The organism is Sphingobium fuliginis (assembly GCF_015074805.1).
Lineage (GTDB): Bacteria > Pseudomonadota > Alphaproteobacteria > Sphingomonadales > Sphingomonadaceae > Sphingobium > Sphingobium fuliginis.
Window position 1 is genome coordinate 1250727 of record NZ_CP060035.1, and the last position, 12598, is coordinate 1263324.

The 12598-nt window shown below is 64.8% G+C and carries 10 protein-coding genes; 3 read left to right on the top strand and 7 right to left on the bottom strand.

Translation table 11 applies throughout. The features are described 5' to 3' along the window. Positions 1 to 107: 107 nt before the first annotated feature. The 4 genes from bioB to H5V43_RS05870 form a co-directional block, all read right to left on the bottom strand. Entirely contained in the window at positions 108 to 1106 is a 999-nt protein-coding gene (bioB, locus tag H5V43_RS05855) for a biotin synthase BioB (RefSeq protein WP_025547353.1), read from the bottom strand. Continuing rightward, positions 1106 to 3271 (bottom strand): methylmalonyl-CoA mutase, encoded by a 2166-nt coding sequence (gene scpA / locus H5V43_RS05860; RefSeq protein WP_061934215.1) that lies wholly within the window; start codon positions 3269 to 3271, stop codon positions 1106 to 1108. The genes bioB and scpA overlap by 1 nt, the downstream gene beginning before the upstream one ends. A 1-nt stretch (position 3272) precedes the next feature. Then, positions 3273 to 3713: a methylmalonyl-CoA epimerase gene (gene mce / locus H5V43_RS05865; RefSeq protein WP_025547355.1), complete on the bottom strand. Its 441-nt coding sequence runs from the start codon at positions 3711 to 3713 to the stop codon at positions 3273 to 3275. Positions 3714 to 3827: 114 nt separating this feature from the next. Continuing rightward, entirely contained in the window at positions 3828 to 5360 is a 1533-nt protein-coding gene (locus tag H5V43_RS05870) for an acyl-CoA carboxylase subunit beta (RefSeq protein ID WP_025547356.1), read from the bottom strand. A gap of 121 nt (positions 5361 to 5481) precedes the next feature. Here H5V43_RS05870 and H5V43_RS05875 point away from each other — a divergent pair, with 121 nt between their 5' ends. Further along, complete coding sequence (locus H5V43_RS05875) at positions 5482 to 6897, top strand: helix-turn-helix domain-containing protein (RefSeq protein WP_025547357.1); 1416 nt, start codon at positions 5482 to 5484, stop codon at positions 6895 to 6897. Positions 6898 to 6934: 37 nt separating this feature from the next. Here H5V43_RS05875 and H5V43_RS05880 read toward each other — a convergent pair whose 3' ends face one another. Beyond that, complete coding sequence (locus tag H5V43_RS05880; RefSeq protein WP_025547359.1) at positions 6935 to 7831, bottom strand: LysR family transcriptional regulator; 897 nt, start codon at positions 7829 to 7831, stop codon at positions 6935 to 6937. Between the two features lie 108 nt (positions 7832 to 7939). On the opposite strand from H5V43_RS05880, the gene H5V43_RS05885 reads away from it, so the two are divergent. After that, positions 7940 to 8725, top strand: coding sequence for an SDR family NAD(P)-dependent oxidoreductase (locus H5V43_RS05885; protein ID WP_025547360.1), 786 nt, complete (start codon positions 7940 to 7942; stop codon positions 8723 to 8725). Between the two features lie 89 nt (positions 8726 to 8814). After that, positions 8815 to 9522 carry a 2OG-Fe dioxygenase family protein gene (locus tag H5V43_RS05890; RefSeq protein ID WP_025547362.1) on the top strand — a complete coding sequence of 236 codons (708 nt, stop codon included), beginning with the start codon at positions 8815 to 8817 and terminating at the stop codon, positions 9520 to 9522. A 3-nt stretch (positions 9523 to 9525) separates the two neighbouring features. Here the strand turns inward: H5V43_RS05890 and gor are convergent, their stop codons facing one another. Both gor and pgi read right to left on the bottom strand, forming a co-directional pair. After that, positions 9526 to 10872, bottom strand: a complete 1347-nt coding sequence (gene gor, locus H5V43_RS05895; protein WP_025547364.1) for a glutathione-disulfide reductase — start codon at positions 10870 to 10872, stop codon at positions 9526 to 9528. Between the two features lie 164 nt (positions 10873 to 11036). Continuing rightward, positions 11037 to 12542, bottom strand: a complete 1506-nt coding sequence (pgi, locus tag H5V43_RS05900; RefSeq protein WP_025547365.1) for a glucose-6-phosphate isomerase — start codon at positions 12540 to 12542, stop codon at positions 11037 to 11039. Between the last annotated feature and the right edge of the window lie 56 nt (positions 12543 to 12598).

A 12598-nucleotide genomic window follows, 5' to 3' on the forward strand; every position in this document is an offset into this window, starting at 1 on the left:
AGGTGGTGGTTGATGCTAATCGCCGTGCATGAAGGCGCCCGACGAGAACAAACCCCAGAAGATCACGGCCAGCACAACGACGATCACCGCCATCATTCGGCCGAATTTCACTCAGCCGCCTCCAGATGCCCATGCGGCTGAGCCATCATCGGCGTCAGCCCGAGCTTCCCGAGCAACGCGCTATCCTTGTCGTCCCCGGCATTGGCCGCGGTCAGCAGCTTGTCGCCGGTGAAGATGCTGTTCGCCCCCGCCATGAAGCAGAGCGCCTGACAGGCCTCGCTCATGCTCTCGCGCCCGGCGGAAAGCCGCACCATCGACTGCGGCATGACGATCCGCGCCACGGCGACCGTGCGGACGAACTCCACCTCGTCGATCTTCGCGAGCGGCGTGTCCTTCAGCATATCGCCCAGCACCGTGCCCTCGACCGGCACCAGCGCATTGATCGGCACGCTTTCGGGATGCGGCATGGTGGCGAGCGCATGCAGGAAACCGATGCGATCCGATCGCGTCTCCCCCATGCCGACGATTCCGCCGCAGCACACATTGATGCCCGCGTCCCGGACATTTTCCAGCGTCTCGATCCGGTCCGCGAAGGTCCGGGTGGTGATGACGTTGGCGTAATTTTCCGGCGAGGTGTCGATATTGTGGTTGTAATAATCCAGCCCCGCATCGGCCAACTGCTTGGCCTGACCAGCCGACAGCATGCCCAGCGTCATGCAGGTTTCCATGCCCATCTGGCGAACGCCCTTCACCATTTCGATGAGCTTGGGCATGTCCCGTTCCTTGGGATTGCGCCACGCCGCGCCCATGCAGAAACGGCCCGAACCATGGTCCTTCGCCTGCGCCGCCGCCTGAAGCACCGCCTGCACGTCCATCAGCTTGGTGGCCTTGAGGCCGCTTTCCGCCTCGGTCGACTGGCTGCAATAGCCGCAATCCTCCGGACAGCCGCCGGTCTTGATCGACAGCAGGGTCGAAAGCTGCACCTCATTGCGCGGGAAGTTCGCACGATGGATCGACTGCGCCTCGAACATCAGGTCGTTGAAGGGCAGGTCGAACAGCGCGGCAATCTCGTCGCGGGTCCAGTCAGTGCGAGGCGTCTTAGTCATTATGCGGCTTCCTCCAGCCCCGCCGGGGGCATGTTGTGGCCGAGGAGGCGCAGCACATCGGCGGCGCATTCCACGACGTTGGAGCCCGGTCCATAAATCCCTTGGACGCCTGCGTCACGGAGGAAGTCGTAATCCTGCGGCGGAATGACCCCACCCGCCACCACCTTGACGTCGTTGCGGCCCTGTTCCCGAAGCTGCCTGATGAGTTCGGGAATAAGCGTCTTGTGCCCGGCGGCCAGCGACGAGGCGCCGACCACGTCCGCGCCGCTGTCGAGCGCCAGCACCACCGTTTCCTCCGGCGTCTGGAACAGCGGGCCCGACACGATGTCGAAACCCATGTCCCCGAACGCGGACGCGATCACGTTGGCGCCCCGGTCGTGGCCGTCCTGCCCCATCTTGGCGATAAGGATCTTCGGCTTGCGACCGAGGCGCCGCTCGACGGCCTGCACCCCGTCAAGAACCTGTTGCCAGCGGGCATCCCGTGCATAGGGCTTGGAATAGACGCCCTTCACCGGCGTCGGCACCGTGCCGTATCGGTTGAAGCTGTCCTCCATGGCGGAGGAGATTTCGCCCAGCGTGGCGCGGGCGCGCGCCGCTTCGACCGCATGGGCGAGAAGGTTGTTCTCGATCGACTGCTCGCCCGCTGCCGCCCGGCGCAGCGCATCCAGCGCGGCCTGACAGGCGGCCTCGTCACGCTCCGCCTTCACCTTGTTGATGCGGGCGATCTGCGCTTCACGGACCTTGCTGTTGTCGACTTCCAGCGTCTCGAGCAGGTCCTCGTTCGCCAAGCGATATTTGTTCACGCCGACGATCACGTCCTCGCCCCGGTCGACCCGCGCCTGACGGGCGGCGGCGGCGGTCTCGATCATCGCCTTGGGCCAGCCGGCGGCCACCGCCTTGGCCATGCCGCCTTCGGCCTCGACGCGGTCGATGATCTCCTGCGCGGCGTCGACCAGTTGCTGGGTCAGCGCCTCGATATAATAGCTGCCGCCCAGCGGATCGACGACATTGCACATGCCCGTCTCTTCCTGGATGACGATCTGCGTGTTGCGCGCGATACGGGCGGAGAAATCGGTCGGGAGCGCGATTGCCTCGTCCAGCGCATTGGTGTGCAGCGACTGCGTGCCGCCCAGCATCGCCGCCATCGCCTCGATGGTGGTGCGCATGACATTGTTATAGGGGTCCTGCTCGGTCAGCGACACGCCCGACGTCTGGCAATGGGTGCGCAGCATCTTGGAGCGTTCGTCCTTCGCGCCGAGCTTCGTCATCACCCGATGCCAGAGCACGCGGGCAGCGCGCAGCTTGGCGATCTCCATGAAGAAGTTCATGCCGATGGCGAAGAAGAAGCTCAAACGCCCGGCGAACTTGTCGATGTCTAGGCCGCTCGCCACGCCATAGCGCACATATTCCGCGCCGTCCGCGATGGTGAAGGCCAGTTCCTGCACCTGCGTCGCCCCGGCTTCCTGCATATGATAGCCGGAGATGGAGATGCTGTTGAACTTGGGCATCTCCCGGCTGGTATAGCCGAAAATGTCGCTGATGATCCGCATCGAGGGTTCGGGCGGGTAGATATAGGTGTTGCGGACCATGAACTCCTTCAGAATGTCGTTCTGGATGGTCCCGTCGAGCAGCCTGCGCTCAACCCCCTGCTCTTCGCCCGCGACGATGAAGAAGGCCAGGATCGGGATCACCGCGCCGTTCATGGTCATGGAAACCGACATCTGGTCGAGCGGAATGCCGTCGAACAGGATCTTCATGTCCTCGATCGTGTCGATCGCCACGCCCGCCTTGCCGACGTCGCCCACGACACGCGGATGGTCGCTGTCATAGCCGCGATGGGTGGCGAGGTCGAAAGCGACGCTCAGCCCCTTCTGTCCCGCCGCCAGATTGCGGCGATAGAAAGCGTTGGATTCCTCCGCGGTCGAAAAGCCCGCATATTGCCGGATGGTCCAGGGACGCCCCGCATACATGGACGCGCGCACGCCCCGCGTGAACGGCGCGAAGCCGGGCAGGCCCGGATCGCCAACTTTATCCGGGGTGACATCCTCCGCCGTGTAGAGCGGCTTGACCGTGATCCCTTCCGGGGTTTCCCAGTTCAGGTCCTTGCCCTTCACCTCCTTGGCGGCGGCGGCGGCCCACTGGTCCAGCGTCGGCTTCTCTGTCATATCAATGCGCGCCTTCCTTGGGCGTTTCCATGATTTCGGTCAGCACCCCGTTCATGTCCCTGGGATGGACGAAGAAGATCAGCGTCCCATGCGCCCCGATGCGGGGCTCGCCCAGCACCTTCTTGCCCAGCCCCTCGAACCACGCCTTGGCTTCATGAATGTCGGGCACTTCATAGCACATATGATGCTGCCCGCCCGCCGGGTTCTTGGCGATGAAGCCGTGAATGGGCGAGTTTTCGCCCAAGGGTTCGATCAGTTCGATCTGCGTGCCGGCGGTGCCGTTCTCGCCCGGCGTATCCACGAAGCAGACCTTCACCCCCTGCGCCGGCAGGTCGAACGGCTCATGCGCGATGGTCGCGCCCATGACGTCGCGATAATAGGCAATCGATGCTTCCAGCGAGGGTGTCGCCACGCCGATATGATTGAGACGGCCGAGTTTCATAACGTCATTCCCAACTTCGTCATTCCCGCGACGGCGGGAATCCATCTCCCGCCCTCTCCCCGGATATGATGTCCGGAGAGGGTTCCCCGCCCGCGCGGGGATGACGGATTCACCTTAGAGCGGAATATTGTCGTGCTTCTTCCAGGGGTTCTCCAAAGCCTTGTTCCGCAGCTTGCGCAGTCCCAGGGCGATCCGCTTCCGGGTCGAATGCGGCTGGATCACCTCGTCGATGAAGCCCTTGCCCGCCGCCACGAAGGGGTTGGCGAAGCGGTCCTCATATTCCTTGGTCTTTTCCGCGATCTCTTCGGGCGTCTTGCCCCGGAAGATGATCTCCACCGCGCCCTTGGCTCCCATCACCGCGATTTCGGCGGTGGGCCAGGCATAGTTGAGGTCGCCCCGCAGATGCTTGGAGGACATGACGTCATAGGCCCCGCCATAGGCCTTGCGCGTGATCACGGTGATCTTCGGCACGGTCGCCTCGGCATAGGCGAACAGCAGCTTCGCGCCATGCTTGATGATGCCCGAATGCTCCTGCGCCGTCCCGGGAAGGAAGCCGGGCACGTCGACGAAGGTCACGATCGGAATCTCGAACGCATCGCAGAAGCGCACAAAGCGCCCGGCTTTCTTGGACGAGTTGATGTCCAGCACCCCGGCAAGTACCATCGGCTGGTTCGCGATGACGCCCACCGTCTTGCCCTCGACCCGGCCGAAGCCGCAGATGATGTTGCCCGCATGGGCGGGCTGCACCTCGAAGAAGTCGCCCTCGTCCACCACCTTGCGGATCAGCTCATGCATGTCATAGGGCTGGTTCGCATTGGCGGGGACCAAAGTGTCCAGGCTGTCCTCGATCCGGTCCCACGGATCGGCGCTCGGCCGCTCCGGCACCGGCTCCTTGTTGGACGCCGGCAGGAAGTCCACGAAATCGCGCACCGCCAGCAGCGCCTCGATGTCGTTCTCGAACGCAAGGTCGGCCACGCCCGATTTGGTGGTATGCGTCACCGCCCCGCCCAGTTCCTCCTGCGTCACGACCTCGTTGGTGACGGTCTTCACCACGTCCGGGCCGGTCACGAACATGAAGCTCGAATCCTTCACCATGAAGATGAAGTCGGTCATCGCCGGCGAATAGACCGCGCCGCCCGCGCACGGCCCCATGATCACGCTGATCTGCGGCACCACGCCCGACGCCAGCACATTGCGCTGGAAAATCTCGGCATAGCCCGCCAGCGAAGCCACGCCTTCCTGGATGCGCGCGCCGCCCGAGTCATTGAGGCCGATAACGGGAGCGCCCACCTTCAGCGCCATGTCCATGATCTTGCAGATCTTCATCGCGTGCCGTTCCGACACCGCGCCGCCATAGACGGTGAAGTCCTGGCTGAAGACATAGACCAGCCGGCCGTTGATGGTGCCCGATCCGGTGACGACGCCGTCGCCGGGGATATGCTGCCCGTCCATGCCGAAGTCGATGCAGTTGTGCTCGACATACATGTCCAGCTCCTCGAAGCTGTCCTCGTCCAGCAGCACGTCCAGCCGCTCCCGCGCGGTCAGCTTGCCCTTGGCATGCTGCGCGTCGATGCGGCGCTGTCCGCCGCCCAGACGCGCGGCCTCCCGCTTGGCTTCGAGCTGTTCGATGATGGCGAGCTTCGACATATCAGGCTTTTCTCCGGCTTGTCGCGGACGTCTATGTCCGCCCCTTCCCAATCTTTCCGCATTTTCGCAAATGCAATTTTGCCAATTTGCAAATCGCGATTTTGCAAATTATGGACGATCCATGGCTCGTGGCAATCGAATCTTCGCAGGACCGCGCCTGCGCCAACTCCGTCTCGACCATCGCATGGACCAGGCGACCATGGCCCAGGCCCTTGGCATATCGGTATCCTATCTCAGCCAGCTTGAGAATGACGACCGCCCCCTGACGGCCAAGGTCAAGGCGGCCGTCGCCAGCGCCTTTCCCACCGACTGGGCCAGCTTCGACAGCCGGGAGGAGGAACAGCTTCTGGGCGCCTTCACCTTCGCCCTCGCCCATCCCGAACTGCCCGGCGTGCCGATGGAGCCGGAACGGATCGAGAAGCTGCACCTGCATTTCCCCGAATTCGCGGCGCGCTATGTCGACCTCTACAATGCCCATATGCGCGCCAATGAACGCATCAACATGATCGAGGAGGCCATAGCCAACGATCATGCGGTGCAGGCCCGCCTGCCCTGGGAAGCGGCGCGCGACTGGTTCCACGAAGCGGGCAATTACGTCCATGTCCTTGACTGTCTGGCGGAGGACATGGCCGCCAGCTTCACCGCCGGCCAGACGCTGGACGAAGGCATGCTGGTGGAGGCGCTGGCCCGCCGCCACGGCATCGAAACGCTGATCGCGGAAACGCCGGATTCCGCGCTCCGCTCCTATACCAGCAGCGAAAAGCGCCTGTTCGTGAACGCGGCCCTGCCCACCGAAAGCCGCAAATTCATGCTCGCCCACCAGTTGATGATGCTGGAGGGGCAGGCCGTGATCGCCGACGTGGTCAACAGGGCGGCGCTGCCCGTGCCCGGCGCGGACCGGCTGCTCGCCATCGGCCTCGCCAATTATGCGGCGGGGGCGCTGCTGATGCCCTATGCCCCCTTCCGCGAAGCCGCCCGCGAAGTCCGCCATGACATAGACCGTCTCGCGCGCCGCTTCGGCGTCAGCTTCGAACAGGCCTGCCACCGCCTTTCAACGCTGCAAAGGCCCGGCCTGCGGGGCATCCCCTTCTTCTTCTGCCGCGTCGACATGGCGGGCAACATCACCAAGCGCCACAGCGCCACCCGCCTGCAATTCGCCCGCTTCGGCGGCGCCTGCCCCTTATGGAACGTCCATGAAGCGGTCGCCGTCCCCGACCGGATCAACGTGCAACTGGGCGAAACGCCCGACGGCGTCCGCTATGTGTCCATGGCGAAGGGTCTGGTTAAACCCTCCGGCAGCTACAGCCGCACGCCGCGCCGCTTCGCCGTCGTGCTGGGCTGCGAAATCGCGCATGCCGCCAATTTCGTCTATGCCGACGGCCTGCAACTGGAGGTGGAGGGCGCGGCGACCCCGATCGGCATCACCTGCCGCCTCTGCCCCCGCCAGAGCTGCGACCAACGCGCCTTCCCGCCCGCGGACCGCCCGATCCGCGTCGATCCCGACAATCGCCAGATCGTGCCCTATTGGATCGGCTAAGGCACACCGCTTTCCTCGCAGCGCCCGGACCGCTGGGCTAATCCGGCAATTCCAGCTCCTCCTCCAGAAAATCGAGAAAAGCCCGCACCCGCGCCGCCAGCCGGTCCTGCGCGGAATAGAGCGCGTGAATATCCTCGCCCTCCCCCGTGCTGAAATCGCCCAGCACCTCGACCAGCCGCCCTTCCCGCACGTCGGCGGCGACGTGAAAGCGCCCGTGCCGCGCTATGCCGCCGCCCGCGATCGCCATCTGCCGCACGACCTCGCCCGAATTGCCGAAGAAACGCCCCTGCACCGGACGCTGCACCGTCCGCCCGCCGATCCGGAAGGCCCAGCTGTCCACCGATCGACGAAAGCTGAACTGCAGGCAGTCATGCCCGTCCAGATCGTCCGGCCTGAGCGGCATGCCCCGCGCAGCCAGATAGGCGGGACTGGCGACCAGCACCATGCGGCTGCGCCCCAGCTTCTTGGCGCGCAGCCGCGTATCGCGCAGCGGCCCGATCCGGATGGCGATGTCGGCCCTCTCCTCCACCAGGTCCACCACCGCATCGGATAACGCCAGATCGACCGTCACGGCCGGATGCCGGGCCAGAAAGCGGGGCAGGATCGGCAACAGGCAGTGGATGCCGAAGGATACGGAGGCATTCACCCGCAACAGCCCTCGCGGTCCCTGCTCCTCCTGCCCCAGCCTGCTTTCGACATCGGTCATTTCCGCCATCAGCGCCGACATCCGGTCGCGATAGGCGGCCCCTTCCATCGTCAGCGCCAGCGACCGCGTGGTCCGCCGCAGCAGGGTGACGCCCAGCCGCTGCTCCAGCCGGGCGATGCTGCGGCTGACGGCGGACGGCGTCAGCCGCAAGGCCCTGGCGGCGGAGGCAAGGCTGCCCTCCTGCGCCACCGCCAGAAACGTCTCTATATCCCCGAAGCGGTTGTCCATGCATCGCTCATGATCTGAAATCACTTCTATAGTGACGATGATCATTCTAATCATCAATGATCCCTTCTCCTATTTCTGCGTTCACCCACGCAGAACAGGAGTTGCCCCATGGATCTGAAACTCAACGGCAGGACCGCGCTCGTCACCGGATCGACCGCCGGGATCGGCTTTGCCATCGCCAGGCGCCTTGCCGAAGAAGGTGTGGAGGTCGTGATCACCGGCCGCAATCAGGCCAAGCTCGACGATGCGGCCACGCAGCTTGCCCAGTCCGGCAGGGTCCGCCCGATCCTGGCCGATCCCGCGACGGCGCAGGGCGCGGCCACGCTCATCGAAGCCGCTCCGGACGTCGACATCCTCGTCAACAATCTCGGCATCTACGAAGCGAAGACCTTCACCGAAATCTCCGACGAGGACTGGCATCATTTCTTCGAGGTCAACGTCGTCAGCGGCGCCCGCCTCGCCCGTCATTATTTCCCGCGCATGATCGCGAAGAACTGGGGCCGCATCATCTTCATCGCCAGCGAAAGCGCGCTGGTGATCCCCGGTGAGATGATCCACTACGGCATGACCAAGACCGCCCAGCTCGCCATCGCCCGCGGCCTGGCCGAACAGACGCGCGGCACCGGCGTGACGGTGAATACGGTGTTGCCCGGCCCCACCCGTTCGGAAGGGATCGTCGACTTCATCCAGTCGGTGGTCGAGAACAAGGACGCGCCCGAGGCCGAACGCGAAGCGGAATTCTTCCGGACGCTGCGCCCGCTCTCCCTCGTCCGCCGGCTGATCGAGGCGGACGAGATCGGATCGATGGTCGCCTATCTCGCCAGCCCGCTCGCCGCCGTCACCAACGGCGCGGCGATCCGGGCGGAGGGCGGGATCGTCCCCACCATAGCCTGATAGGGGCGCCCGATATGGGCGCCCGATCCATATCCTGCTTGCGGGAACTGGCCCTGTCGCTCGTCTGCCTCTCCGGATAGGAAGGACGGATGAGCGACACGGACATTCTCATGGACACGCCCCTCCGGCACGAACTGGCGGAAGCCGGCTATGCCCGCCTGTCCGGGGCAGACCTGTTCGAACAGCTCCCCTCCGCCGGCTGGAACGCGCTCGCGCGAAGCTGGGACGATCTCGGCCCCGATCTCTATATGGCGGACGGAGGGCGCTATCGCCGCCGCCGCCACGCGACCTTCGCCTGCGAACAGGGCGTCTTCACGCGCCAACCGCACCAGCCGCATTTCCAGAGCCGCGACTATAATCCCCTGAATGGCGATGTGCAGCGCTGGTTCGATCCCGTCGAGCAAGGCACCATCGACAATAGCGCGATGCAGGCGATCTTCGCCTTCTGCGCGCGCAGCTTCCCCCTGACCGGACGGCAGCATGTCGAACTCCACCAGTTCCGCATAGAGGCCCGCACCGGGGAACTGGGCCGCCCCACGCCGGAGGGCATGCACCGCGACGGCGTGGACTGGGTCTTCGTCATGCTGGTCGAACGCCGCAACGTCCGCGAAGGCGTCACCCGCATCGGCACGCCGGAGGGCGGCGCATTGGGCGAATTCACCCTTGCCCGCCCGGGGGACGCGGTGCTGATCGACGACCACCGCATCATGCACGGCGTCACCGAAATCCACGCGGTCGACCCGGCGCAACCCGCCTGGCGCGACGCTCTCGTCCTCACCTTCGCGGCCGGCGCCTGAGCCCTATTTCAACAGCACCAGCTCCTCGGCCATGCTCGGATGCAGGGCGACGGTGTCGTCGAACTCCTGCTTGGTGAGGCCGGCCTTCACCGCAATCGCCGCCGCCTGAAGGATTTCCGGCGCATCCGGCCCGATCATGTGCAGCCCGACCACGCGATTGGTCGTCGCGTCCACCACCATCTTGTAGAGCGCCCGCTCGTCCCGCCCGGCCAGCACATTCTTCATCGGCCGGAAGTCGGAGGTATAGACCTTCACCGTCCCATATTTGTTCTTCGCCTGCGCCTCGGTCAGCCCCACGCCCGCCAGCGGCGGATGGCTGAACACGGCGGAGGGCACGCAATCATAATCGACCGTGCGCGGATTGTCCCCGAACACCGTATCCGCAAAGGCGTGCCCCTCGCGGATCGCGACCGGGGTGAGCTGCATCCGGTCGGTGACGTCGCCCACCGCATAGATGCTCTCGCAGCTCGTGCGGCTATATTCATCGACCTTGATCGCGCCCTTGTCGCTCAGTTCGACCCCGGCATTCTCCAGCCCCAGCCCATCGACATGCGGCTTGCGCCCGGTCGCGAAGACTAGCAGGTCGCAGGCGATCGGATCGCCGCTCCTGAACCGGACGCACAGCGTGCCGTCCTCATTCTTCTCGATCTTCTCCATCTCGGCGTTGAAGCGGAAATTGATCCCCTTCATCGTCGAAATCTGGAGCAGCCGGTCGCGGATCTGCTCGTCATAGCCGCGCAGCAGGGTGTTGGACCGGTTGACGATCGTCACATGGCTGCCGAACTGGTGGAAGATGCCCGCAAATTCATTGGCGATATAGCCGCCGCCGACAATCACGATCCGCTTCGGGCATTCCTCCAGGTGGAACAGTTCATTGGACGTCACGCCATGCTCCGCCCCCTCGATGTCGGGAACGATGGGCCAGGCGCCGGTCGAAACCAGGATATATCTGGCCGTGACCTCGCGCCCGCTGGCCAGCTTCACGCCATGCGGCCCGGTGATCGTCGCCCGCTCGGGGATCAGTTCGACCTCATGGCTGTCCAGCGTGTTCTTGTAGAGGCCCTCCAGCCGGTCGACATCGGCCAGCACATTGTCGCGCAGCGTCGTCCATTCGAAGCCGCAATCGGGCACATTCCAGCCGAAGCGCCGCGCATCCTTCAGATCCTCGGCAAAATGCGCGCCATAGATGAGCAGCTTCTTGGGCACGCAGCCGCGAATGACGCAGGTGCCGCCGACCCGATATTCCTCGGCCACCGCCACCTTCGCGCCATGCGCCGCCGCCACGCGCGAAGCCCGCACGCCGCCGGATCCCGCCCCGATGACGAAAAGGTCGAAGTCGTAATTGCTCATCCATCCCTCCGCTAGATTGCGCCCGCATATGGAGCGTCCCCAGCGGAGTTACAAACCAGAATCTTCTTTCTCCCCTCCCGCAGGCGGGAGGGGCCGGGGGTGGGCGCGAGCAAAGCGCGCCTTCCAACGCCACCCCCCTCCCACAAACGGGAGGGATTCATTCGTCAAACCCCACCCAAAGCCAGATCGATCAAAGCCATGGTCGAAGGATCGAACCCCTTCGGCCCCTCCGCCTCGATGGACCTGGCGATTTCCTTGCCCAGCTCGACACCGAACTGATCGAACGGATTGATCCCCATCAGCACCGCATTGGCAAAGGTCCGATGCTCGTAGAAAGCGATCAGCGCCCCCAGAACCTCCGGCGTCACATCGTCCAGCAATATGGTGGTCGAAGGCCGGTTCCCTGGATAGGCCCGCGCCGGATCGGCCTCATTATCCTTGCCCCGCAGCAAAGCCGCGCCCTGCGCGAAGCAGTTCACCAGCAAGGCCCGATGATGCGCCGGATCGAGCGCATGGCCCGGATCGATGGAAGCGATGAACTCCACCGGCGTCAGGATCGTCCCCTGATGCAGCAACTGGAACACGGCATGCTGCGCGTCCGTGCCGACGCCGCCCCAGGTGATCGCCGCCGTCGGTCCATCGACGGGCTTGCCGTCGCGCGTCACGCTCTTGCCGTTGCTCTCCATCTCCAGTTGCTGGAGATAGGAGGGCAGCAGCCGCAGCCTTTCGTCATAGGCGAACAGCGCCCGCGTCTGGCATCCCAGCACCCGCGCATAATATTGGTCGACAAAGGCGGCGATCAGCGGCGCGTTCTGCCTGGGGTCGCTCAGCCGGAAATGCCGGTCCATCGCCGCCGCGCCTTCCAGCAGGCTCTCGAACGCATCCCATCCCAGCGCCAGCGCCGCCGGAAACCCGATGGAGGACCAGAGCGAATAACGCCCGCCCACGCTCTCCGCGAAGGGCAGCACGCGCGTCTCGTCCACGCCCCATTCGATCGCCTTGTCGGGCGATGCGGTCAGCGCGATCACCCGGCCATAGGGGTCTTCCACCCCCGCCTCAACCATCCAGTTGATCGCGCTCGCCGCGTTCAGCATGGTCTCCGTGGTGGTGAAGGTCTTCGAAGCCACAGCGATCAGCGTCGCCTCCGGATCGAAGCGCGAAATCGCCCGCTCCAGCGCCGTGCCGTCGACATTAGACACGATGGCGACGTCATAGCGCGCTCCGTCGCCGCCCAATGCATCGACGATCAGGTCGGGCCCCAGCGCCGACCCGCCAATGCCGATATGCAGGATATGCCGGACCGGCCCCAGCGCCTCGCCCTCTATGGCGTCGATCAACGCCCGCATCCGCGCATGGAACATCTTGGCCCGCGCCACGCTATCGGCATTGCCCTCGCCCCGCTCGGCGGGATGCTCGGCGGCGCGGCCCTCGGTGTTGTTCACCGCCTCGCCCGCGAACAAGGCGTCCCGCTGCGCGGCAAAGCCCTTTTCCTCGGCCAGCGCCAGGAATCCCTCGAACAGCTCGTCGGTCAGATGCGTTTTCGACCAATCGAAGCGCACGGGCCCCTGGCGCAGGGTGAACTTGCTCAGCCGGTCGGGATCGGTGGTGAAGATGGACTTGAGATCGGCCTGGGGAAGAGCCGCGAGCGCTGCCAGTGCAGGGCTGGACATTGGGACATATCCTCTTGTTTTGCCGTTGATCGATACCGACGCTGCACCTGTCGATT